The sequence below is a fragment of the Rhodopseudomonas sp. NSM genome (genome assembly GCF_052445935.1).
In the GTDB taxonomy this organism is placed as follows: Bacteria; Pseudomonadota; Alphaproteobacteria; order Rhizobiales; family Xanthobacteraceae; genus Rhodopseudomonas.
In genome coordinates this window covers 473,078-495,257 of sequence record NZ_JBQTCH010000002.1, presented here as the reverse complement: position 1 = coordinate 495,257, position 22,180 = coordinate 473,078, and the positions used below count along the sequence as shown (strand labels likewise).

Below are 22,180 nucleotides of genomic sequence, written 5' to 3'. Positions count from 1 at the left end.
GATAAAACCCGCGGGGTGCGCCATGGCCGACGAACTCGATGCGGTCGTGCGAGCCGACCAGTCCGGGCCCGATCAGCTTTCGATGCGCGACGAGGACGGCGAAATCAGGGCCGACTTCGTCGCCGCGATCTCCCGCGCGATCGAACAGGAAAACGCGCCGTTTCTGCGCGAAATCGTCTCCGATCTGCACGAGGCGGATGTCGGCGACCTGATCGAGGCGCTGGATTCCGACGAGCGCGTCCGGCTCGTGGAACTCACCGGCACCGATTTCCACTTCTCGGCCCTGAACGAGGTCGACGAGACCGTCCGTGAGGAGATCCTCGAGGAACTCGAGCCCGCTGCCGTCGCCGAAGGTGTCCGCGAGCTGGATTCCGACGATGCGGTCGAACTGCTGCGGGTGCTCGACGAGGACGAGCAGGACGAAATCCTCGGGAAGCTGCCGCAATCCGAGCGCGACGCGCTGGAGCGCAGCCTCGACTATCCGAAAAACTCCGCCGGCCGGCGGATGCAGACCGAGTTCATCGTGGTGCCGCGCGACTGGAATGTCGGGGAGGCGATCGACTTCATGCGCGAGACGCCGGATCTGCCGGACCGGTTCTACGAGATCTACGTCGTCGACGGGATCAACCGCTGGCAGGGCGCGATCGCACTCGACGCGCTGCTGCGGTCGCATCGTAACATTCCGCTGGCCGATCTGATCGACGAGGACCGCCGCAAGGTCTCGGTGCTCGACGACCAGGAAGAGGTGGCGCGGCTGTTCGGCAAATACAATCTGGTCGCGGCGCCGGTGGTCGACCCCGACAACCGGCTGGTCGGCGTGATCACCATCGACGACGTCGTCGACGTCATCGAGGAAGAGGCCGACGAAGACCTCAAGGCGCTGGGCGGCGTCACCAGCGACGAAGAACTGTCCGACCGGGTCTGGCCCACCGCCCGCGGCCGCTTCAACTGGCTTCTGGTCAATCTCGCCACCGCGTTCCTGGCATCGTCGGTGCTGGGGATGTTCGAGGACCAGTTGCAGCAGATGGTCGCGCTGGCGGTGCTGGCGCCGATCGTCGCCAGCCAGGGCGGCAACGCCGCGACCCAGACCATGACGGTGGCCGTGCGGGCGCTGGCGACCCGCGAACTCGGCTCCAGCAATGCCTATCGCGTGGTGAGGCGCGAATTGCTGGTCGGCCTGGTCAACGGCATCGGCTTCGCGATCATCACCGGCGTCGCCGCCTATGCCTGGTTCCGGGTCCCCGGCCTCGGCGTGGTCATCGGTCTGGCGATGATCACCAATCTGGTCGCCGGCGCCCTCGGCGGCATCCTGATCCCGATCGCGCTCGACCGGGTCCGGGCCGATCCCGCGGTGGCGTCCGGAACGTTCGTCACCACGGTGACCGACGTGGTCGGCTTCTTCGCCTTCCTCGGCATCGCCACGCTGTGGTTCGGGCTGAAGTAACTGCGCCTTCATAGGCTGTTAACATCGCTGGCGGACCATCTTCCGATGGAAGTCGTCGACGCGCACGGCGCAACAATCCCCGCGATCGGACTCGGCACCTGGGAGCTGAGCGGCCACGCCTGCGCCCGTATCGTCGAACAGGCGCTGCGGCTCGGCTATCGCCACGTCGACACCGCTCAGATCTACAACAATGAACGCGACGTCGGCGAGGGCATCCGCAGCTCGCACGTCCGGCGCAGCGAGATGTTCATCGCGACCAAGGTCTGGACCACGCATTTCGCGCCCAACGACCTGATCCGCTCGACCAAGGAGAGTCTGTTCAAGCTGCGGCTGTCGGAGGTCGATCTGCTGATGCTGCACTGGCCGAATGCACAGGTGCCGCTGCAGGAGACGCTCGGCGCACTGGCGCACGCCAGGGAACTCGGCATGGCGCGGCACATCGGGGTGTCGAACTTCACCGTTGCGCTGCTGAAGCAGGCGGTCGCGGCCTGCCCGGCGCCGCTGGTGTGCAATCAGGTCGAGTATCATCCGTTTCTCGGCCAGTCGAACGTGCTTGCAGCCTGCGCCGCGCACGGCATCGCGATGGTCGCCTACAGCCCGATCGCGAGGGGCAATGCGCAGCAGAGCGAGGTACTGAGCCGGATCGGTGCTGCGCACGGCAAATCCGCCGCGCAGGTTTGCCTGCGCTGGCTGGTGCAGCAGAAAGTCCCGGCAATCCCGCGCACGTCGCGGGTCGAGCGTCTCTCGCAGAACATCGACGTGTTCGACTTCGTGCTCAGCGAAGACGAGATGCGCGAGATTTTCGCGCTGGGTAGCCCAGGGGGGCGGCTGATTCACACGGCGACCGAACCGGAGTGGGATTGAGCGACATCGCGGCCGATTGACCCGAGCGTTGAAATCGAGCACCTCGCGGGCACCGCATCGCTGCGCAGGTGAACGATGTTCTTCGTGCTCTCCAAGATCCTCGGCTTCTTCATCCACCCCTCCAACACCATCGCGGTGATCTGCGCGGTCGGCGTGCTGTTGTTGCTGACACGGTGGCGGCGGGCAGGGGCGGGGGTGCTGAGCGTGGGCGTCGTGGCGCTGCTGATCGTCGGCTATTCGCCGCTCGGCAGCGTGCTGCTGCTGACGCTGTCGGAGCGCTTCCCGCCGTGGCAATACAGCGGCCGCGCCCCGGACGGGATCATCGTGCTCGGCGGCGCCATCGACTCCGAGGTCAGTGCCGCGCGCCATTCGCTCGAACTCGATTCCTCGGCCGAGCGCGTCATGGCCGCGCTGGAGCTGGCGCGGGACTATCCGCAGGCACGGATCGTCTACAGCGGCGGCAGCGGCAATCTGATGCAGAATTCGGTGGCCGAGGCGCCGATCGCGGCCGGCCTGTTCGCGCGCTTCGGCGTCGCGCCGGACCGCTTCGTGGTGGAGAGTAGATCGCGTACGACGGCGGAGAACGCCAGCTTCACGCGCGAGCTGGTGTCGCCGAAGCCGGGCGAGTTGTGGCTGCTGGTGACCTCGGCGTTCCACATGCCGCGCTCGATCACCGCGTTCCGCGCCGCCGGTTTCGACGTGACGGCCTATCCGGTGGATTGGCGGACGCGCGGCTGGCGCGACGCGGCGCTGCCGTTCAACCGGCTCAGCAGCGGGCTGGCTCGCACCGACGTCGCGGCCCATGAATGGGCCGGGCTGTTGGCCTATCGGCTGAGTGGCCGGACCACGAGCCTGCTGCCGTCGCCCTAGCGTTCAGTCGCTTTAGCTTCAATCGTGCCGCGGCAGGCCGAGCCGGTAGACGCCGCGGAAGTCGGTCGGGTCGGCCGGCTTGCCCTTGCGATAGATCACCAGCCGGCCGGCCATTGCCAGCGCCACTGCGGTGCGCCGGATCGGCATCAGCAGGCCGTGCCAATCGCCCTCCGGAGAGATCGCATGCGCGATCTCCGGGGCGCTCAGTGTGCCGGGGCTGGCCTTTGTCAGGATGGAGAGGAGCGCATCTTCGAGAGACGCGGGCGCGGGGGTGGTCGAATCCTGGATGCTCATCCGCCACACCTGCAGCATCGCGCCGTCGTTCGCAACCGCCACTCGCGCTTCGGTTCTGATCGACGCGTTGTCTTGATGCGAACCGGTGCCGCTTCGATCGAAAACGCCGTGATTGACAGCCAGCCCGGCGTCGCGATTGATTGTGCTGCAGGCCGTGTGGAATCGGCTGTTTCTGGAGTTCATCGATGGCGCGCACGCTGGTGATCGGCAACAAGAACTACTCGTCCTGGTCGATGCGGCCGTGGCTGGCGCTGAAGGCGACCAACACCGCCTTCGACGAAGTCGTGATCCCGCTCTACACCGGCGACGCGGACAAGCAACGCATCCTCGCCTTCACCGATTCAGGCAAGGTGCCGGTGCTGATCGATGGCGACGTGACGATCTGGGATTCGCTCGCGATCATCGAATACGCCGCCGAGCGATTTCCCAAGGCGCAGCTCTGGCCCGATGACGTCGCCGCACGCGCGCATGCGCGCGCAGTGTCGGCGGAGATGCACTCCGGCTTCGCGGCGCTGCGAAACGAATGCGGTATGAACATCCACCGGCCGGTCGGTCCGAAGACGCTGTCCGAGGCGGCGCAGGCCGACATCGCCCGGATCAAACAGATCTGGACCGACTGCCGCGAGCGTTACGGCAGGTTCGGTCCCTATCTGTTCGGGGCCTTCAGCGGCGCGGATGCGATGTACGCGCCGGTGGTGCACCGGTTCCGCACCTACGCGATCGAGCTCGATCCGATCTCGCAGGGCTATGTCGACGTGATGCGGGCGCTGCCGGCGTTCCGCGAATGGACCGAAGCGGCGCTCGCCGAGACCCTGATCATCCCGAAATTCGAGGCGGATTGAACGGGTTCCCCGATCGCTGCCGGAAGACTCCCGAAAACGCTGCGACGATCTGGCCTACCTCGCTGAAAAAGCTGCAAATTCGATGCGGAGCTATGCCCTCTGATCACTGGTCATCGGACCCCCTCGCATGCTATAAAGCACTAGGGTTTTGGCCGGCTTGCGCAGGGGATCAGCGGTAGCCGGCGTTCTCTTGGCGCATGGAGTAGAGCGTTGAAGCACAAGTTCGTGGTTGGTGAAAACGTGTATTTTACCGCCAGCAACGTTGCCCGCCCGGCAGCGAGCGGTATTTACGAGGTCATCCGGTTGCTCCCGACCGATGGCCACGACTGTCAGTATCGCATCAAAAGTTCGTCCGAAACCTTCGAGCGCGTGGCCAAGGAAAGCCAGCTCACGGTTACCTGATCCGGCCGTTGGCTGACCGGCGTCGCAACGCCGGCAGCCCGCCGACCGATGGCGCGGCGGAACTTTGATTGCATGACTCGCCCGCAATGCGCGCGCGTATTTTGGTCGCAAATCCCGTGTTGATTTGATCCGGGTAGGCGCAAGGGGACAACGCGCATGGATTGGCCGTCATGGTCGGCGGCAGCCGACCGCATTCTGCATTCGCCGAATTTCCCGGTCCTGGCCGCGGTCACCGCGCTGGCCATCTTCACCCTGGTTCTTCTCGTGGCGTTGCTGCGCGCCGACAAGTCGGCAGCCAATGGCGTGCTCGGATTCATCACGCTGCTCGCCGTCGGCATCGCCGGCTTCGCGTCGTGGCGGCTGTTCGTCGACGGCGCGGGGCCGTCGCTGCGCAGCGCGGACGCGGGACGCAGCATCCACGCCATTCCGGCGCTGGCCTGCGTCGACGATCTCGCCGGCGATGCGGTGCAGGCCGCCTGCGAGCGCGTGCTGTTCGGTGGACCCGAGACGGTCGCGGCGGCGGTGTCCTACGCATCATCCCGGCTGGCGAATCTGACGGCGCACGGCGACGTCGCGTCGGCGAACCGGCGCATGACTCCCGAGCTCGACCGGTTGAGGAGCGCCATCGAACGCGACCGCTACGGCCTGATCGCCTATGTGCTGACCTCGCAGGAGCGCTGCGTGCCCGAGCAATGCGCGGCGTTCCAGTCGCTGACTGACCACAGCCGAATCTCGGCCAATATGAACGAGCACGTCTACGAGACGAGCGTGACCCGGGCCGCACCATCGTGGGGCGCGGCAAGTGGACCTCTCGCGGGCGCCGCGCCGGTGCCGGGTGGCGTGCTCGGCGCCGCCGAGGCGCCGAGCGGCAAGCCGGTCAATATCGATTTCGCGACCTCGTCCTCGATCCCCCCGATTTCGATCATGACCGAGCCGGCGCCGGCCGCGTCGAAGCCGGCCGCCACAAACGCGGCAGCCGGCCATGCGCCGCCGCCCGCCGCGCCCAGACGGCCGCCGTCAGCAGCCAACGCCCAGGCTCCGTCCAGCGGACAGGCCCCCGCGAATGCCCAGGCCGCTGTCAGGCGACCGCCGCCGCAGCCGAAGCCGAAGCCGCCATTGGCTGCGCCGGTCCAGCTTGCGCCGGCGGGGGCAAATCCGGATAACTGATCGCGAACCCTCCCGCATCAGGATCGATCCGAACCATGGCGCTTCATCTGATCAAGCTGGCGGTCGGCTGCGAGTCGGTGAAGGACCTGACCGACCGGGTCGCCGAGCGCGCCAAACTGGCGCGCCAGCAGGGGCTGTCGCGCCAGCATGTCCACATCACCCGGATGGTGCCGAAGCGCGATGCGGAGCTGCTCGACGGCGGCTCGATCTATTGGGTGATCCGCGGCGAGGTCGCCGCGCGTGAGAAGCTGATCGGGATCGAGCCGTTTCGGGACGGCGACGGCATCGGCCGCTGCCGTCTGATCATGGAGCCGAAGGTGCATGCGGTGAGCCCGCGGCCGATGCGGCCGTTTCAGGGCTGGCGTTATCTCACCGCCGCAGACGCACCGCCCGACCTCGGCAAGGCCGCCGAGAGCATCGCAGCGATGCCGGAGCCGATGCGTCGCGAGTTGCGCGAACTCGGGCTGCTGTAACTACACCGCGACGTTGTCGATCAGCCTCGTTTTGCCGAGCTTGGCGGCGACCAGCAGGCGGATCGGACCGTCCTTGATCGACCGGACCGGCGCCAGCGTGTCGGCGTGGCGCGCTTCGAGATAGTCGAGCGCGAAGCCGGCTTCGGCGATCATCTTCGCGCCAGCAGCCAACGCCGCTTCCGCGCTCTTGCCGGCCTTGAGAAGTTTCGCCGTCTCCTTCATCGCGCGATACAGCGTCGGCGCGACGGCGCGCTGCTCGGGCGTGAGGTAGACGTTGCGCGACGACATCGCGAGGCCATCGCGCTCGCGGATCGTCGGCGCGCCGATCACCTTCACGCCCAGGTCGAGGTCCGCCGCCATTCGCGTCACGACGCGGAGCTGCTGGAAATCCTTCGAGCCGAACACCGCGACATCCGGCCGGACCTGCAGGAACAGCTTGCCGACCACGGTGGCAACACCGCCGAAGAAATGCGGACGGAAGCGATCCTCGAGTCCGGCGACGGCGGGGCCCTCGACGCCGATTCTGGTCGCGAAGCCCTCCGGGTACATCGTCTTGACGTCGGGATTCCAGATCAGGTCGACATCTTCGGCGGCAAGCTTGGCCACGTCGGCCTTCCAGGTCCGCGGGTAGGAGCCGAAATCCTCGTGCGGCGCGAACTGGGTGGGGTTCACGAACACCGACACCACGACCTTGGTGGCGCGCCGCTTCGCCAGCCGCACCAGCGACAGATGGCCGTCGTGCAGCGCGCCCATGGTCGGGACCAGCGCCACGGTGGCGTTCCGGCGCCGCAGATCGTCGAGCGCGCGGCGGAGGGCGGGGAGGGTGCGGGCGACGACGGGGGGAGGGGACATGAGGACTCGCAAGCATGAAGCGCCGCCGGGCGGCAGCGTTGAGGACTTCGATCTTATCAAAGCTCGCCGCCGGCCGCCAACACCAAGGGGTTTTCCGGCGCCCGGAACGGCTGCTTCGCCGTCACGATTCATGATGAAGCGCGAACGCCGTTGATCCGGCAGCGGGTTCACGCAATTTGCTTGACCGCAGAGGTCGCCGCTTTGAAAATACCCACAAGGGGAGATCGATGCTGGTTCAGGCTCCGCATTCACAGTCCGGCCCGGCGCGCGTAGTTGTCCTCGGCAACGAGAAGGGCGGCTCGGGAAAGTCGACGCTGGCGCTGCACATTGTGGTGGCTTTGTTGAAAGCCGGCCAGCGCGTCGCGACCATCGACCTCGACTGCCGCCAGCAGAGCTTCACCCGCTCGATCAACAACCGCCGGACCTGGGCGCGGCACAGCGGGCTGGACCTCGAATTGCCGCAGCATTGCTGCATCAAGCTCGGCGAGACGATGCAGATCGCCGACAACGAGGCGAGCGAGTTCGCGCAATTCGCCGACGCGGTGTCCGCGGTCGAGCTCACGCACGACTTCATCGTAATCGATACGCCCGGCGCCGACAGTTATCTGATGCGGCTGGCGCATTCGATGGCCGACACGCTGGTCACGCCGATCAACGACAGTTTTCTGGATTTCGACGTGCTGGGCCGCGTCGATCCAGCGACGTTCATGGTGACCGGCCCCAGCCACTATGCGTCGATGGTGCTCGATGCACGCCGCAGGCGGCGCCAGCTCGACGGCGTCGATACCGACTGGATCGTGGTGCGCAACCGTCTGTCGACGATGGGGTCGCGCAACAATCAGCTCGTCGCGGGCAATCTGAAGGAGCTGGCGATGCAGATCGGCTTTCGCCCGCTCGACGGTTTCGCCGAGCGCGTGGTGTATCGCGAGTTCTTTCCGCGCGGACTGACGGCGCTCGACGATCTCACCGAGGCGACGCTGGGGACCCGGCCGAGCATGGGTCACGTCACCGCGCGCGAGGAAGTCACGAGCCTGCTGCGGCAATTGAAGCTGCCGCTCGACGAACGCGGGCGCCGCCGCGCCGCCAACCGCGCCGAATGGTTCGCCCAGGTCGACAAGCCGCTCGAACTACACGACATCGTCGGCGCGTAGCAGGCGGGCTGCCGTCTGCTGCTTTGGTCGCAGCCTGGTGCGCGGGCATGGAATCGTCTGCTTTCCGAGACCTCCGTGACGTCCGTTCGATCCCGCAACATGCTGCCGCGACAGCAAAAACGGCCCTCGATGTCGCTGCATTGTGCAGTTGCACAAGCTGCGAGCGCGATTCTCCTAATGTTTGATCTTCCCGTCATATGGCGGTGATCTAAACTCGCGGTATCGGCATACGAGGCCTCGGGCCTTGGTATGTGCCGTTACAGGATGGATCATGACGCGCGGAATTGCCGTTCTGCTGACGCTGTGCCTCGTGACGGCCGCAGCGTATTTCACCGCTTCGAAGTGGGCGATCCGTCACGAGACGCTCACGTTCTTCGATGCCGCACGCAACCGACCGGTCGCGGTCGACATCGCGGTGCGGCGCGACAAGGAGCTTCAGGCCGACGCCGGTCTGCTGGAGCTGCCGGTCGCGATCCTCAATCACGGCAACACCGTCCGCTTCACGGAGTACTCGTTCCTCGCCAATCTGTTCGCCGCGCGCGGCTACATGGCGTTGAGTATCCAGCACGATCTCGCCAGCGACGCGCCGCTGATGACGAAAGTCGGCGAGCCCTATGTCGGACGGCTGCCGGTGTATCAGCGCGGCATCGCCAATATCGAATTCGCTGTGAAACAGCTCGGCAAGTTGCAGCCGAATGCCGATTACGACCACCTGACGATGGTCGGTCATTCCAACGGCGGCGATATTTCGATGTACTACGCTCAGCTCCATCCCGACCGGATCAGGAAGGTGGTGACGCTGGACAATCTGCGGGTGCCGTTCATGATCGACGGCAAGTTCAGAATTCTGTCGTTCAGGTCCAAGGACCCGGTGTTCAAGCCAGATCCGGGCGTCGTGCCGGATCAGGAGATCTGCGACAAGGCCGGCATTACCGTGGTCAACACCGGCTTCCAGCACGTCGACATGAGCGATCGCGGACCGGAAGACGTCAAGGCGTCGATTTCCAGCGCGCTCGACCAGTTTCTCGACACCGAGGGAGCCAGGCCGGGGCCGGTCAGGGCACGACAGGCTCCTGGCGCAGGCGCGATGGCTCAGGTGAAATGAACCGCGGGCTTTGGCCGCTTGCGGTCGAGGCGCTCCGGCATTGACCGCCGCGGGGGCAGGCGCCACATAAGCCGCGTGACCAACGCGAGCTTCAGCTTCGATGCCTCACGATCCGACCAAATCTTCCCAACGACCGCTGACGGACGCCGCCGGTCGGTCGGTGCGCGGCAGCAATTCGTCGGATGAGATCGCTGCCTTCGTCGCCAGGGCCCGGGCGATGGCGCCGGGGGCGGCCGGCGTACGCGGCCGGCTGGTGTTCGCGCTCGACGCGACGATGAGCCGGCAGCCGACCTGGGACATGGCCTGTGCGCTGCAGGCCGACATGTTCCGCGAGGCGGCGGCGATCGGCAGCCTCGACATCCGGTTGGTATATTATCGCGGCCTGAGCGAATGCCGCGCCAGCGGCTGGATTTCGTCCAGCGACGAACTGGCGCGGCTGATGGGCCGGATCGACTGCCGCGGCGGCCATACCCAGATCGGGCGCGTGCTGTCGGACACGCGCCGCGAGGCGGTCGCGTCGGGGGTGCGCGCGGTGGTGTTCGTCGGTGACGCGATGGAGGAATCGGTCGACGATCTCTGCGCCAAGGCCGGCGAACTCGGCATGCTGAAGGTGCCGGTGTTCATCTTCCAGGAAGGTTACGACCCCGTGGCCGAACAGGCGTTCCGGGAGATCGCGCGGTTGACGGGCGGGGCCTGGTGCCGGTTCGATCCGGGGGCGGTGGCGCAGTTGCGCGAACTGTTGCGGGCGGCTGCGGCCTATGCGGCCGGTGGCCGCGATGCGTTGCTGCGGCTCGCCCGGGGCGGCGGGGGTGCGGCGCTGCTGCTCGGGCAGATGAAATAGCCGCGACGATGCTTTTTGCCGGCCGACATCCTATATTGGCTTCATGACTCTGATCGTCGGCATCGTCGCCGTTTTCGTTCTCTACATGCTGCTGCAAATGGTCCGGTCGGCGAACCCCGCCGTGCTGGCGCGCGCGATCAAGGTCGCCGGTGGCATCGTCACGCTTGCGGCGGCCCTGTTCACCGGCGTCAAGGGCCAGCTGGCGGTGGCGATCCCGCTCGGCCTGTTCGGCGCCGGCCTGCTCGGCTGGGCGCCGATGGGCAATACCGGCTTCGGCAGGCTCGGCGGAGTGTTCGGGTCGGCCGGCCGGCGCTCGCCCGGCCAGACCTCGCAGGTCCGCACGTCCGCGCTGGAAATGACGCTCGACCACGAGAGCGGTGCGGTCAACGGCCGCATCCTGACCGGCGTGCATGCCGGCCCCTCGCTGGACGAGTTCGATCTTTCCGAACTCGCCGCGATGATGGCCGGCTTCGATGCCGAGAGCTGTGCGTTACTTGAAAGCTATCTGGACCGCCGGTTTCCCGCCTGGCGTCAGAACGCGCAGGGAGACGCGGCAGGGGGGCGTGGAAGCCAGGCGTCGAGCGGCAAAATGACGGCCGAGGAGGCCTATGAGATCCTTGGCCTGAAGCCGGGCGCGGGGCCGGACGACATCGGGCGCGCTCACCGCGCCCTGATGAAGAAATTGCATCCCGACCAAGGGGGGTCGACGTACCTTGCCGCCCGTGTAAACGCGGCCAAGGACACTTTGCTTCGCACGCATCGCAGCTAACTCCGGCAACGCAACTCTACGCTACAGACTGCGAGGGCTCTGGTTCTCTGATGACACCTCATGCCCGCCGATTCCGGCGTGGCTGTTGTCGGAGTTTTATCGCGCAATGATTGACGAGTGGTTTCCCGCGCCCTCCCGCGCGTGCGATCTCGCATCAACGATGCGAACTGTGGCCGCGCAAGTACAAACGCGGCCGGGCGAAGGCCCGACCGCGTCGCAATCTACCCTGAACGTCGGCTGAGCCCGGCTTGCGTTAGGAGCGCGTCAGTTCTTGATGGTGAAGCAGGAGATGTCGGAGCGCTTCAGCTTGCGGCACACGGCTTCGGCCTCTTCGCGACCGAGCCCGGCGAAGCGGGCGCGATACAGTTTGCGGTCGCCCTTGGACACGACCGTCTCGGTGAACGGATCGGCCTTGCCGAGCAGGCCGCGGGCCTGATCGCGCGCAGTTTCGAGCCGTGCCAGCGCCTGGCTCTCGCTCTCGAGTGCGCCGACCTGGATGATCCAGCCGGTATGCGTCACCGATTTGATCGCGCCGTTCTGCTGAACCGTGCTCGACGACGGTGCGTTCGCCGGCTCGACCGAGGCCATCGCCCGGGCGTTCGACGGGCTCACCCGCGAGGCCGGCAGCACGCCGAGAATGCCGTTGCCGGTGCCGTGATTGGCCGGCTGCTGGATCAACTCGGCCTTGGCGATTGCGGCGGTGGAGGTTTCGGCGATCTCGCGGCGTGGCGCCGGAATCGCGTTGGTGACGGGCGGTGCGGCGACGGCGGAAGCGAGCTTGATCGGCGCCGATTTGACCTGAACCGTCTTGACCCGGACCGGCTTCATCGGCTCCGACGAACCTGGAACCAGCGACAGCGGCTTGGTCTCGATGGTGCCGCTGTTGAACGGGCCGGGCTCCGGCTTCTCGGCCCTGGCTGGGATGGCGCGGGTGACGGGTGCCGGCGGGACGGGGCGGGCCACCGTTTCAATCGGCTCCGGTGCGGCGGAAGCGACCTGGACGGCGCCCTGGACCTGGACGGTCGGCGACGGGCGGCGGGTATCCGGCGCATCTTCCGCGACCTCGGTCTGCGACGGCGCGCGTTCAACGATCGCAGCGACGGTGCGCCTTGTCGCGCCCTTCTCCAGATTTTCGGCGAGCAGCTTGCGCATGGCCGCGTCGCGCGAACTGCCGCTGCGACCGCCCAGCACCACGCCCACGAGGAAGCGATTGCCGCGGTGCATCGAGGTGACGAGGTTGAATCCGGACGCGCGGGTGTATCCGGTCTTGATGCCGTCGACGCCTTCGACATTGCCGAGCAGGCGATTGTGGTTGCGGATCGAGGCGCCGCGGTAGTTGAACGAGGCGGTCGCAAAATAGCGGTAATAGCGCGGGAAGCGATCCTGGATCGCGCGGCCGAGGATCGACTGGTCGCGGGCGGTGGTCACCTGATCGTCGTTCGGCAGGCCGGAGGCATTGCGGTACACGGTGCGGGACATGCCCAGCGCACGCGCCTTGCGCGTCATCATTCTGGCGAAGTCGGCCTCGCTGCCGCCGATGGTTTCGGCGATCACCGCCGCGGCGTCATTGGCCGATCGCGTCACCAGCGCCTTGATGGCGTCTTCGACGCGCAGCGTCTGGCCGGGGCGCAGACCGAGCTTGGTCGGAGGCTGCGACGACGCATGCGCCGACACCTCCATCTCGCTGTCGAGCGACAGCTTGCCTGCCTCCAGGCGCTCGAACAGCATATAGAGCGTCATGATCTTGGTCAGCGACGCCGGATGGCGCAGCGCGTCGGGATTGGTCGCGCTCAGCGTGGCGCCGGTGTTGGCGTCGACGATGATCGAGGCGAAGGCCGGATTGTAGCTGTTGCGCTCGACGTGATGCCGGGAAGAGCGGTGTTTTCGCCGGGCGTCCGCCGTGTCGGTGGTTGCGATGACGGCAGCGGCGATGGTGGCCAAGCCGAGTACGCAAACTCGCAAGACCCGCGAGCTGACATAGGTGTTGCGGTGCATGAACGTCCCCGTCCGATCTTTCATCAATCACCGGACCGTGAGGCAGAATTATGCCCGTCACGGCGGCAACGCTTCCCGGTTCGGCCTCGAGTTCAGCCGCGGAAGCCCGACCCATAGTGTCGAGGACGAACGGTCGAGATTAAGCGGCTGTGTTTACGCAGCTTTTTCTCAAGAGCGCGAACAATCAGAGGTAGAGGTTAGGGGAGGCGCGTTTCCAAAAGGTTAAGCATCTGTTGCGGCAAACCCGAGGATTTCGGTAAAATCCGCGCTGTGCGGCGCGCGAGGCCCGGACAGGAGGGTGCAATGCAGCAGATCGAGCGGCGATTCGCAGGGGAGCGGCCCGATCTGGTCGACACAAAATACCGCTCCGACGAGCTCGGAGCGGCTGGTCTTCGCGCGGTGCTTTATTGCCGAAGTCGCGAGCCCGGCCGTCCTGGCGGGCTCCGGGGACCTATTTGGCGATGCGCAGCTTGGACAGCGAATTGCCGATCTGGGCGAAGGCGGTGCTGATGCCGGACGCGGTAGTGGTGGCGAAGAAATTGCCGCTGTCGGCACAGTATTTCAGAATCTCGGATTCCGGATCGCCGTCGGTGTTGACCTGGATGGTGTAGATCACGGTCTTCGTCTCGCTGCTGGCCGAGGCGGCGCGGATGTTGTCGCAGAGAAGCTTCTGACGGGCGTCGACATCCTTCGACCAGGTCGAGCCGTTGCCGTACCAGCGGTCGATCGTGTTCATGCCGTCCGACAGCAGAATGATCGCGTCAGTGTATTTGTAGTCCGAGTCCTTGGCCGGGGTGTTGAGTGGAACGCCGGTCTGCAGCGACATCCATGCCCAGTGCAGGCCGATCGCCTGATTGGTGCCGCCGTTGCCCTTCAGCGCATCGATCTTGTCCTTTACGGTCTGGGCGCCACTCGCCGAATAGGCCGAGGTCATCGGCAGAATTTGCGCCGGGCAGGCATCGTAGGCCGCGGCCGGAAATTTCGTCGCCGTCGTGGTCGGTGCGTCCTTGGTGGTGTCCGCCGGCTGATCGCGATCGGTGACGCAGCCGCCCCACGCGGTGCGATTCGCGGTCCACGTCCGTCCGGCATTCTCGCAGTCCGTCTTGTTGTAATAGTTTCGGTAGTTGTAGCGGCTGGTGCTGCAACTGCCGTTGTCTTCGTCCCACAAATCCCATTTCAGCCAGCTGGCGCCCTTGTTGCTGCTGCCGACATTGACCATCTGCGCGAACGGCACGATCGACACATAGACGTCCTCCGCGTCCTGCGCGTTGGCGCGCAAATTGTCGACCAGAGCCTTGGCCGCCTTTTTCATTTCGGCGAGTTTGGTCGACCCGTATTGAACCATCGACCCGGTGACGTCGAGCGCCATCGCGACGCGCAGCCGAGTGCCGCCCCAGGTGGCGGTGGCGGCGCTGCCGATCCCGAGTGTCGGGAAGCCGAACAGTCTCATGAATTCGGTGCTGATTTCGCCGGAGCCTTTGAGCAGGACGGTCGACGAGCCCGTGCTGTCCTTCGCCGTGTAGGTCGCCGTGACGGCGATGTCGGGAGCTTCGGTGTTGGTATAGAGGGCGGCAAAATAGCTCTGCGCCTTCGCCGCGACCTGGCCCGAGTTGATGACCCCCGACGACAGATCCTTCGCGACCATCAACGAAGCCGAATCGAGCGCCGCCTGCATCGAGGTGCGCGCCTTGTTGGCGCGGGAATAGTCGATCGCCGCGCCGATGAAGCCGAGCATCGGCAACAGCGCGATCGCGAAGAGGATCGCGACGTTGCCTCCCTCCGCTTTGACGAAGCGGCTCGAAACGTCCCTCGACCAAGGGGCTATGGACGTCAGCGACATCTGCAAATTCCCGACTGTAAGAAGATCGCCGGGATGTTCCATTCTACCGCTGAACGGCGAGTAAAGCCGATCTGCGAAACTCGCTAAATTGCATGACAAATGCTGTCGGAACCGCGCCCAGGGTGAATCGCCCGCAAACGGCTCCACCGCGATTGCGGGCGAATCGGGAAGGATCCATTAACATTCAAGGTTTCGGTGGGGAGCGTCTGTTTGGACAGGCTCCGGAATTTCTGCGCTTGCGGCGCAACGCGTGTCGACCCATATTTGCGGTACCCGGTCCTGTCGGATCGGCCCGCCGGGGTGGCGGACAGCCGGAGCTGAATCGTCGATCACATTTTGTGCGCGTTGCGGTTCCGGTGATGATGAGTTCCCTGGGGATTCGAATACCTGAGCCATGCTGCAACGATTTTCATGTTCCGACTCCGTCCCCGCATCCGCCGGGCCATTGAACTGTACGACCCGTATGGCGGGCGAAGGCGGTCGCTCCAGCGGCGGTAGCCCGACGACGTCGGTCATCACCAAGGTCAAGCCGAAGACCAAACGGCCGAACCTGTATCGTGTTCTGATTCTGAACGACGACTACACGCCGATGGAATTCGTGGTTCACGTGCTGGAGAAGTTCTTCCAGATGGACATCGAGGCCGCGACCAAGGTGATGCTGCATGTTCATCATCACGGCATCGGCGAGTGCGGAATCTTCACCTACGAGATCGCCGAGACGAAAGTGACGCAGGTGATGGACTTCGCGCGAAAGCACCAGCATCCTCTGCAGTGCGTGATGGAGAAGAAATAGGCGGGGTCAGGTCGCTGAACTCGGAACGGCTCTTGCATCGGTTCTGTTAGCGAGTTTTCCCGGACTTGCCTGGTGTGCCGCCCGACGCGGAAGGGAACGGGGCTTTCGTCGGCGGGTTGCGACACTATATGTCGAAAGGTTGTTGTTGCGCGACGTTGCAGCGGCGATCATGATGAGCGGGGGCCACAGAGGACGAGATGCCAACATTTTCGCAAAGCCTTGAGCAATCCCTCCACCGCGCGCTCGCGATCGCCAACGAGCGACATCACCAATACGCCACGCTCGAGCATCTTCTGCTCTCTCTGGTCGACGATTCCGATGCCGCCGCGGTGATGCGTGCCTGCAGCGTCGATCTCGACAAGCTGCGCGCGAGCCTGGTGAACTACCTCGAAACCGAATTCGAGAATCTGGTCACCGACGGTTCCGAAGACGCCAAGCCGACGGCCGGTTTCCAGCGCGTGATCCAGCGTGCGGTGATCCATGTGCAGTCGTCGGGCCGCGAAGAGGTGACCGGCGCCAATGTGCTGATCGCGATCTTCGCCGAGCGCGAGAGCCACGCCGCTTATTTCCTGCAGGAGCAGGACATGACGCGCTACGACGCGGTCAACTACATCAGCCACGGCATCGCCAAGCGCCCCGGCGTCTCCGAGGCGCGGCCGGTGCGCGGCGTCGACGAAGAGACCGAGACCAAGAGCGGCGAGGAGTCCAACAAGAAGAAGGGCGACGCGCTCGAGACCTATTGCGTCAACCTCAACAAGAAGGCGCGCGACGGCAAGATCGATCCGGTGATCGGGCGCAATGCCGAAATCAACCGCGCCATCCAGGTGCTGTGCCGCCGGCAGAAGAACAATCCGCTGTTCGTCGGCGAAGCCGGCGTCGGAAAGACCGCGATCGCCGAAGGCCTCGCCAAGCGCATCGTCGACAGCGAAGTGCCGGAAGTGCTCGCGGCGGCCACGGTGTTCTCGCTCGACATGGGCACGCTGCTGGCCGGCACGCGCTACCGCGGCGATTTCGAGGAGCGCCTGAAGCAGGTGCTCAAGGAACTCGAAGCGCATCCGAACGCGATCCTGTTCATCGACGAGATCCACACCGTGATCGGCGCCGGCGCCACTTCCGGCGGCGCGATGGATGCCTCGAATCTGCTCAAGCCTGCCTTGGCATCAGGCACGATCCGCTGCATGGGCTCGACGACGTATAAGGAATACCGCCAGCACTTCGAGAAGGACCGCGCGCTGGTGCGCCGGTTCCAGAAGATCGACGTCAACGAGCCGACCGTCGAGGACGCGATTGCGATCCTCAAGGGCCTCAAGCCGTATTTCGAGGACTATCACAAGCTCAAATACACCAACGAGGCGATCGAATCGGCCGTCGAACTGTCGTCGCGCTACATCCATGACCGGAAGTTGCCGGACAAGGCGATCGACGTGATCGACGAATCCGGCGCGGCGCAGATGCTGGTGGCGGAGAACAAGCGCAAGAAGACGATCGGCATCAAGGAAATCGAGGCCACCGTCGCGACGATGGCGCGGATCCCGCCGAAGAGCGTGTCGAAGGATGACGCTGAGGTGCTGAAGCACCTTGAGACGACGCTGAAGCGCGTCGTGTTCGGTCAGGACAAGGCGATCGAATCGCTGTCGGCTTCGATCAAGCTCGCCCGGGCGGGCCTGCGCGAACCGGAAAAGCCGATCGGCTGCTATTTGTTCTCGGGCCCGACCGGCGTCGGCAAGACCGAAGTCGCCAAGCAATTGGCGTCCTCGCTCGGCGTCGAGCTGCTGCGCTTCGACATGTCGGAATATATGGAGCGTCATACCGTCTCGCGGCTGATCGGCGCACCGCCCGGCTATGTCGGCTTCGATCAGGGTGGCCTGCTGACTGACGGCGTCGATCAGCATCCGCATTGCGTGGTGCTGCTCGACGAAATCGAGAAGGCGCATCCCGATCTGTACAACGTGCTGTTGCAGATCATGGATCACGGCCGCCTCACCGACCACAACGGCAAGCAGGTCAACTTCCGCAACGTCATCCTGATCATGACGACGAATGCGGGTGCCGCCGATCTTGCGCGGCAGGCGTTCGGCTTCACCCGCAACAAGCGGGAAGGCGACGACCACGAGGCGATCAACCGGCAGTTCGCGCCGGAATTCCGCAACCGTCTCGACGCGATCGTGTCCTTCGCGCACCTCAATGCCGACGTCATCGGCATGGTGGTGGAGAAGTTCGTGCTGCAGCTCGAGGCGCAGCTCGCCGATCGCGACGTCACCATCGAGCTGACCGACGAGGCCAAGGCCTGGCTGGTGCAGCACGGCTATGACGAGCAGATGGGCGCGCGGCCGATGTCGCGCGTGATCCAGGAGCACATCAAGAAGCCGCTGGCCGACGAGGTGTTGTTCGGTCAGCTCAAGGGCGGTGGCCACGTCAAGGTGGTGCTGGTCAAGGACGAGGCGGTCGCCGGCGTCGAGCTGGAGAAGATCGCCTTCGAATTCCTCGACGGCCCGGTGACGCCGAAGCCCGAGAACCTGCCGGGCGCCAAGAAGCGCGGCGCGTCCCGCAAGGCCAAGCCCCGCGCCAAGGATCAGGTCGAGAAGGCCTGATCAGGCTGCGAGCAAGCGACGAGTCAAGAAGGCCGGCGAGCAATCGCCGGCCTTTTTTTGGTTGGGGCGAGTCGTCATCCTGAGGTGCGAGCACAGCGAGCCTCGAAGGATGCGGCGGCGAGGACGGCATTTGCAGCCCATCCTTCGAGGCCCGTCGAGCCGCGCTGTGGCGCGGCTCGACGGGCACCTCAGGATGACGTTGAGACTTGTGGCGAGGGTTGATGAAGAATTCCGTCTAATTACTTCGCCGGCGCCGGCGCCTGCAGCGTTTCGCCCTCCGGCGCGATCATCGCCCAGCCATAGGCTTTCAGCTTGCCGCGGCCGAGCGGCAGCACCATCGTGCCGAACACCGGCGCGCCGCCGCCGAGCGCGCTGCGATAGGGCGCCGGGATCTCATCGGTGCGCGCGAATTCATCGGTCGACCACACCACCAGCGTGCCGGATTGCTTCAGCCGCTGCGGCGTGATCCATGGGCTTTTGGCGAAGTCGGCATCGATGAACACCGACGGCCGCGGCGAGGCTCCGAACGCGACGAAGCCGGCCTGCCGCGTGCTGCCGGTGACGCTGTCGAGCGGCCTCGTGGTCCGGCTCTTCCACACCGCCTGCATCGCATGCGACAGCGCGCGGGCAGGGTAGAGTTCGGTCGGCAGCGGGCCGTCGCCATAGGCCCTGGTGTAGATCGAGGCGGTGGTGGCGAACGGCACGCCGATCAGCACCAGCAACCACGCCACCACTGCGAGGCGCGGCGCGCGCAGCACCAGCCGCGGTGGCAGCAGCAGGATCAGCGCCAGCCCAGACAGCGCCACCAGCGAACTGCCGGTGTAGGCACCGATCGTGAACCAGTCGGGGACGCTCCCGACCGCAACCAGCAGCGACGGCACGAAAGCGGCGGCGAGGATCAGCGAGCGATCGAACGGGGGCGGTGAATCGCGTTCGATCACGGCCGGCTCGCCCTGCAGCGGCACGCGCGGCAACAACGCCAGCACCGCGATCAGGATCAGCCCGGCATGCAGCGCCGCCTGGCCGAATACGAACGCGAAAGCTGCGCCCATCCGCGGCAACAGATCCGCCGACGCCCCCGCCGCCACCGGCGCTGATGCGTTGGCCTGACCCAGCCAGATCAGATGTGGCAACAGCACGACGAAGCAGACCAGCGCTGCGATCGGGAGGCCCAGGGTGCCCAGTTGCCGGCGGCCCTCGCGCGTCAGCAGCAGATGGCCGAGCAGCACCAGGATCAGCGCGATGCCGGCGTGATTGGCATTGCCCAGCAGCGCGCAAACGACGCCGAGGCCGATCCAGCTCGACCGCGCCTGCCCGAGCACCGCCTGCCGATACAGCAGCACCGCCGCGACCGTCAGCGGCAGGCTGGCGATCGCGGGATCATAGCCGGTGACCTGCGGGCCGAAGCAGCCGATCAGGATCGTCAGCGCGACGGCCAGCGTCGCGCCGGCAGCGCCGACGATGCCGGCGCCGAGCCGCCACAGCAGCACCAGCGTCGCCAGCGCCGAGCCGATCGACAGCAGGAGCTGCGAGCCGCTCCACCGGCCGGTGAGCAGGGAGGCGATCTCGGTCAACCAGGGCGCCAGCGGCGGATACTTCCAGTAGCCGGCCTGCAGCTCCTTGCCGAACAGCGACATCTCGTAGCTGATCGCCGGCAGCCCCGGGAAGCTGATGGCCGCGACGAACCAAAGCCCGCCATAGATGCCGAGGATCCACAGCAGCAGCCGCCGCGGCTCGCCGCGCAGGATTTGTAACACCACGTCGCAGGCGCGAAGCAGCAGCCCCGGCGTGGCGCCGGCGGGGCGCGCAACCGGTGCGGCATCCGGAGCCGGCGACGCGGCCGGTTGGCGGGGTGATGGCTTGAGAGTGGACGGCTTTGGCTGCGCAACGGGACGTTTGGGAGCGCCGGGGGCAAAGCGCGCCGGCGCGCTCTCGGCCTTTTCCCCGCGCGGCGCGGGCGCAGCGACCGGCGCAGATGCTGCGGCCGAGTCAGCCGCCGCGGTCTCGGCACCGACGTCGGAAGCGGCGGCTGTCTCGACCGCACCGACGGCCGGGCTCGCGCCGCTGTTGCCGCCGTGCTGCTTCTTCGGCCGCCGCTTCTTCGACTGGTTCTTCGACTGGTTCCTGGGCTGCTTGCGCTTGATGGTGCGTCGTCCTCTGCAGATCGGCGACGCAGCCGCAGCCGCGGGCCTGATCGTGAAGTCAGGACGACGTTGTAGTCCATCCGGCAGGCGAGGCAATTGCCGGAAAGGCGACTTGCGGAGAACCGGATACTGCGGCGGCGCGCGCCGGCCGCTCAGGCCTCTCCGAGCAGAACCTTGATCTTGCGCTGCAGCTCGCGCTTCTTTCGCTCGCTCTTGCGCAGGCGCTCGCCGAGGTCCGAGCCGTCGGCCGCCGCGCTGAACGCCAGTCCGACCGTATCGCCGCGGCGCCAGACGATCTTCGACGGATAGGTCCGGGCCTTCCTGGCGACGGTCAGCGCGATCTGGTCCGGGACGCCGGCCGCGCTGCCGAACTCGACCGTGGCGCCGTCGTCCGAGATGTTGCGGACCACGCAGTTCCGGGTCGAGCCACGCGCGTTGATCGCCGCGACGCCGCCATACACAACCTTGTCCCGCCGGGTTTTCCGCCGATCGTCCATCGAACCCTCCACGCATGAGCGACGGAGTGTAGGCGGCTTCGGAAGGTGCGGAAGGGCGCGGGCGAGCCGATCGCGGGTTAACCTGAATCGATCGTGTGTCCGATCCGCCGTTCGTGAGATTTGCGCGACAATGCGGCATTGTACGTTCAGCGAGAAGGAACATCCTTGGCGATCGTGCGATAATAGCGCGGGTTGCCGTGTCAGCCTCGACCACACGATCAGGAACTTCGCGTGAGGATCCGGATGCTCATCGGCATGCTGCGCGGCATCGCGGTCGTTCTGCTCGTCGCGCTGACAGCGCCGGGCTTCGTGCGCGCCGAGGAGGCGCAGCCGGCGAAGCAAAGCGAGACGCAGAGCAAGCCCGAGCCGCAGGCGAAGTCGGACCCGGCGGAGCCCGCGGCAAAGCCTGTCGAGCAGCCCGGAGAGAAACCCGCCGACCGCGACACCCGCGAGTCGATCTGCCTGATGATCGAGTCGGCGGCGAAGGCGCACGATCTGCCGCTCGAGTTCTTCGCCCGCGTGATCTGGCAGGAGAGCCGGTTTCAGCCGGACGCCATCGGGCCGGTGACGCGCAACGGTCAGCGCGCCCAGGGCATCGCGCAATTCATGCCCGGCACCGCGACGGAGCGCAGCCTGCTCGATCCGTTCGACCCGGTGCAGGCGCTGCCGAAATCCGCCGAATTTCTCAGCGAACTACGTAGGCAGTTCGGCAATCTCGGTCTCGCGGCGGCGGCTTACAACGCAGGCCCGCGCCGGGTGCAGGAATGGATCGCCGGCACCGGCCCGATGCCGCAGCAGACCCGCCACTACGTCTATGCGATCACCGGTACCACCGTGGATGATTGGGCCGCTGCCGGCCGCAATACCAAGCCTGCGACGCAAGCCGCCGGAGATTGCCGCACGCTGATGGCGCTGCTGCGGCGCGCGCCGAACCCGTTCGTGACGCAGCTCGAAGCGCGGGTGAAGCTCGCCGCCGACAAGCCCTGGGGCGTGCAGCTTGCGGCCGGCTTCAATCGCGACCGGGCGCTGGCGATGTATGCGCGCGCGATGTCGCGGCTGAGCGCGGTGATCGGCGATCACGATCCGAGCCTGTCGAGCTTGGTGTTCCGCAGCCGCGGCACGCGGCCGTTCTATCGGGTCCGGATCGGCGCCGAGACGCGGCCCGAGGCCAACGAGCTATGCAATCGCATTCGCCGCGCCGGCAGCGCCTGCCTGGTGCTGCGCAACCGCGGCTGAGTGGGCGCGG

At 66.1% G+C, this 22,180-nt stretch carries 20 protein-coding genes; 14 read left to right on the top strand and 6 right to left on the bottom strand.

Annotated features, from left to right (window positions below; genetic code table 11):
- The first annotated feature begins 22 nt into the window (after positions 1-22).
- From mgtE to ACTZWT_RS06595, 3 genes are all read left to right on the top strand, one after another.
- Positions 23-1,444: a magnesium transporter gene (gene mgtE, locus ACTZWT_RS06605; RefSeq protein WP_444768889.1), complete on the top strand. Its 1,422-nt coding sequence runs from the start codon at positions 23-25 to the stop codon at positions 1,442-1,444.
- Between the two features lie 45 nt (positions 1,445-1,489).
- Positions 1,490-2,308, top strand: coding sequence for an aldo/keto reductase (locus ACTZWT_RS06600; RefSeq protein ID WP_444768888.1), 819 nt, complete (start codon positions 1,490-1,492; stop codon positions 2,306-2,308).
- A gap of 75 nt (positions 2,309-2,383) precedes the next feature.
- Positions 2,384-3,178, top strand: coding sequence for a YdcF family protein (locus tag ACTZWT_RS06595; protein WP_444768887.1), 795 nt, complete (start codon positions 2,384-2,386; stop codon positions 3,176-3,178).
- Between the two features lie 18 nt (positions 3,179-3,196).
- Here the strand turns inward: ACTZWT_RS06595 and ACTZWT_RS06590 are convergent, their stop codons facing one another.
- Positions 3,197-3,472: a DUF3253 domain-containing protein gene (locus tag ACTZWT_RS06590; protein WP_444769220.1), complete on the bottom strand. Its 276-nt coding sequence runs from the start codon at positions 3,470-3,472 to the stop codon at positions 3,197-3,199.
- Between the two features lie 185 nt (positions 3,473-3,657).
- On the opposite strand from ACTZWT_RS06590, the gene ACTZWT_RS06585 reads away from it, so the two are divergent.
- The 4 genes from ACTZWT_RS06585 to ACTZWT_RS06570 all read left to right on the top strand — a co-directional run bounded on the left by ACTZWT_RS06585 (position 3,658) and on the right by ACTZWT_RS06570 (position 6,356).
- On the top strand, positions 3,658-4,314 hold the full coding sequence (locus ACTZWT_RS06585; protein WP_444768886.1) for a glutathione S-transferase family protein: 657 nt from the start codon (positions 3,658-3,660) through the stop codon (positions 4,312-4,314).
- A 210-nt stretch (positions 4,315-4,524) separates the two neighbouring features.
- Positions 4,525-4,716 (top strand): hypothetical protein, encoded by a 192-nt coding sequence (locus tag ACTZWT_RS06580; protein ID WP_322517439.1) that lies wholly within the window; start codon positions 4,525-4,527, stop codon positions 4,714-4,716.
- 156 nt (positions 4,717-4,872) lie between these two features.
- Positions 4,873-5,883 carry a hypothetical protein gene (locus ACTZWT_RS06575; protein WP_444768885.1) on the top strand — a complete coding sequence of 337 codons (1,011 nt, stop codon included), beginning with the start codon at positions 4,873-4,875 and terminating at the stop codon, positions 5,881-5,883.
- Between the two features lie 35 nt (positions 5,884-5,918).
- On the top strand, positions 5,919-6,356 hold the full coding sequence (locus tag ACTZWT_RS06570) for a DUF1489 family protein (protein ID WP_444768884.1): 438 nt from the start codon (positions 5,919-5,921) through the stop codon (positions 6,354-6,356).
- Here ACTZWT_RS06570 and panC read toward each other — a convergent pair whose 3' ends face one another.
- Positions 6,357-7,208: a pantoate--beta-alanine ligase gene (gene panC / locus ACTZWT_RS06565; protein ID WP_444768883.1), complete on the bottom strand. Its 852-nt coding sequence runs from the start codon at positions 7,206-7,208 to the stop codon at positions 6,357-6,359.
- Positions 7,209-7,435: 227 nt separating this feature from the next.
- On the opposite strand from panC, the gene ACTZWT_RS06560 reads away from it, so the two are divergent.
- The 4 genes from ACTZWT_RS06560 (at position 7,436) to ACTZWT_RS06545 (ending at position 11,074) form a co-directional block, all read left to right on the top strand.
- Positions 7,436-8,359: a division plane positioning ATPase MipZ gene (locus ACTZWT_RS06560; protein WP_444768882.1), complete on the top strand. Its 924-nt coding sequence runs from the start codon at positions 7,436-7,438 to the stop codon at positions 8,357-8,359.
- A gap of 271 nt (positions 8,360-8,630) precedes the next feature.
- Positions 8,631-9,464, top strand: coding sequence for an alpha/beta fold hydrolase (locus ACTZWT_RS06555; RefSeq protein WP_444768881.1), 834 nt, complete (start codon positions 8,631-8,633; stop codon positions 9,462-9,464).
- A gap of 100 nt (positions 9,465-9,564) precedes the next feature.
- Positions 9,565-10,305 (top strand): VWA domain-containing protein, encoded by a 741-nt coding sequence (locus ACTZWT_RS06550; RefSeq protein ID WP_444768880.1) that lies wholly within the window; start codon positions 9,565-9,567, stop codon positions 10,303-10,305.
- Positions 10,306-10,348: 43 nt separating this feature from the next.
- Entirely contained in the window at positions 10,349-11,074 is a 726-nt protein-coding gene (locus ACTZWT_RS06545; RefSeq protein WP_444768879.1) for a DnaJ domain-containing protein, read from the top strand.
- Positions 11,075-11,338: 264 nt separating this feature from the next.
- On the opposite strand, the gene ACTZWT_RS06540 is transcribed toward ACTZWT_RS06545, so the two are convergent.
- Together ACTZWT_RS06540 and ACTZWT_RS06535 are read right to left on the bottom strand one after the other, a co-directional pair.
- Entirely contained in the window at positions 11,339-13,069 is a 1,731-nt protein-coding gene (locus tag ACTZWT_RS06540; RefSeq protein WP_444769219.1) for a serine hydrolase, read from the bottom strand.
- A gap of 451 nt (positions 13,070-13,520) precedes the next feature.
- The gene (locus tag ACTZWT_RS06535) at positions 13,521-14,909 is read right to left on the bottom strand and encodes a pilus assembly protein TadG-related protein (protein ID WP_444768878.1); all 1,389 of its coding nucleotides are present in this window, start codon (positions 14,907-14,909) and stop codon (positions 13,521-13,523) included.
- A 463-nt stretch (positions 14,910-15,372) separates the two neighbouring features.
- On the opposite strand from ACTZWT_RS06535, the gene clpS reads away from it, so the two are divergent.
- Complete coding sequence (gene clpS, locus ACTZWT_RS06530; RefSeq protein ID WP_444768877.1) at positions 15,373-15,702, top strand: ATP-dependent Clp protease adapter ClpS; 330 nt, start codon at positions 15,373-15,375, stop codon at positions 15,700-15,702.
- A 197-nt stretch (positions 15,703-15,899) separates the two neighbouring features.
- Positions 15,900-18,293: an ATP-dependent Clp protease ATP-binding subunit ClpA gene (clpA, locus tag ACTZWT_RS06525; protein ID WP_444768876.1), complete on the top strand. Its 2,394-nt coding sequence runs from the start codon at positions 15,900-15,902 to the stop codon at positions 18,291-18,293.
- A gap of 239 nt (positions 18,294-18,532) precedes the next feature.
- On the opposite strand, the gene ACTZWT_RS06520 is transcribed toward clpA, so the two are convergent.
- Both ACTZWT_RS06520 and ACTZWT_RS06515 read right to left on the bottom strand, forming a co-directional pair.
- Positions 18,533-20,053 (bottom strand): ArnT family glycosyltransferase, encoded by a 1,521-nt coding sequence (locus ACTZWT_RS06520; protein ID WP_444768875.1) that lies wholly within the window; start codon positions 20,051-20,053, stop codon positions 18,533-18,535.
- 536 nt (positions 20,054-20,589) lie between these two features.
- On the bottom strand, positions 20,590-20,934 hold the full coding sequence (locus ACTZWT_RS06515; RefSeq protein WP_444768874.1) for a PilZ domain-containing protein: 345 nt from the start codon (positions 20,932-20,934) through the stop codon (positions 20,590-20,592).
- A gap of 243 nt (positions 20,935-21,177) precedes the next feature.
- Between ACTZWT_RS06515 and ACTZWT_RS06510 the strand changes: the two genes are divergently transcribed.
- Entirely contained in the window at positions 21,178-22,170 is a 993-nt protein-coding gene (locus ACTZWT_RS06510) for a lytic transglycosylase domain-containing protein (protein WP_444769218.1), read from the top strand.
- Positions 22,171-22,180: the final 10 nt, after the last annotated feature.

Excerpts from the sequence above, each read along its gene's own strand:
- mgtE (WP_444768889.1), top strand. The coding sequence starts at position 23 with ATGGCCGACGAACTCGATGCGGTCGTGCGAGCCGACCAGTCCGGGCCC.
- ACTZWT_RS06600 (WP_444768888.1), top strand. The coding sequence starts at position 1,490 with ATGGAAGTCGTCGACGCGCACGGCGCAACAATCCCCGCGATCGGACTC.
- ACTZWT_RS06595 (WP_444768887.1), top strand. The coding sequence starts at position 2,384 with ATGTTCTTCGTGCTCTCCAAGATCCTCGGCTTCTTCATCCACCCCTCC.
- ACTZWT_RS06590 (WP_444769220.1), bottom strand. The coding sequence starts at position 3,472 with ATGAGCATCCAGGATTCGACCACCCCCGCGCCCGCGTCTCTCGAAGAT.
- ACTZWT_RS06585 (WP_444768886.1), top strand. The coding sequence starts at position 3,658 with ATGGCGCGCACGCTGGTGATCGGCAACAAGAACTACTCGTCCTGGTCG.
- ACTZWT_RS06575 (WP_444768885.1), top strand. The coding sequence starts at position 4,873 with ATGGATTGGCCGTCATGGTCGGCGGCAGCCGACCGCATTCTGCATTCG.
- ACTZWT_RS06570 (WP_444768884.1), top strand. The coding sequence starts at position 5,919 with ATGGCGCTTCATCTGATCAAGCTGGCGGTCGGCTGCGAGTCGGTGAAG.
- panC (WP_444768883.1), bottom strand. The coding sequence starts at position 7,208 with ATGTCCCCTCCCCCCGTCGTCGCCCGCACCCTCCCCGCCCTCCGCCGC.
- ACTZWT_RS06560 (WP_444768882.1), top strand. The coding sequence starts at position 7,436 with ATGCTGGTTCAGGCTCCGCATTCACAGTCCGGCCCGGCGCGCGTAGTT.
- ACTZWT_RS06555 (WP_444768881.1), top strand. The coding sequence starts at position 8,631 with ATGACGCGCGGAATTGCCGTTCTGCTGACGCTGTGCCTCGTGACGGCC.
- ACTZWT_RS06550 (WP_444768880.1), top strand. The coding sequence starts at position 9,565 with ATGCCTCACGATCCGACCAAATCTTCCCAACGACCGCTGACGGACGCC.
- ACTZWT_RS06545 (WP_444768879.1), top strand. The coding sequence starts at position 10,349 with ATGACTCTGATCGTCGGCATCGTCGCCGTTTTCGTTCTCTACATGCTG.
- ACTZWT_RS06540 (WP_444769219.1), bottom strand. The coding sequence starts at position 13,069 with ATGCACCGCAACACCTATGTCAGCTCGCGGGTCTTGCGAGTTTGCGTA.
- ACTZWT_RS06535 (WP_444768878.1), bottom strand. The coding sequence starts at position 14,909 with ATGTCGCTGACGTCCATAGCCCCTTGGTCGAGGGACGTTTCGAGCCGC.
- clpS (WP_444768877.1), top strand. The coding sequence starts at position 15,373 with ATGGCGGGCGAAGGCGGTCGCTCCAGCGGCGGTAGCCCGACGACGTCG.
- clpA (WP_444768876.1), top strand. The coding sequence starts at position 15,900 with ATGCCAACATTTTCGCAAAGCCTTGAGCAATCCCTCCACCGCGCGCTC.
- ACTZWT_RS06515 (WP_444768874.1), bottom strand. The coding sequence starts at position 20,934 with ATGGACGATCGGCGGAAAACCCGGCGGGACAAGGTTGTGTATGGCGGC.
- ACTZWT_RS06510 (WP_444769218.1), top strand. The coding sequence starts at position 21,178 with ATGCTCATCGGCATGCTGCGCGGCATCGCGGTCGTTCTGCTCGTCGCG.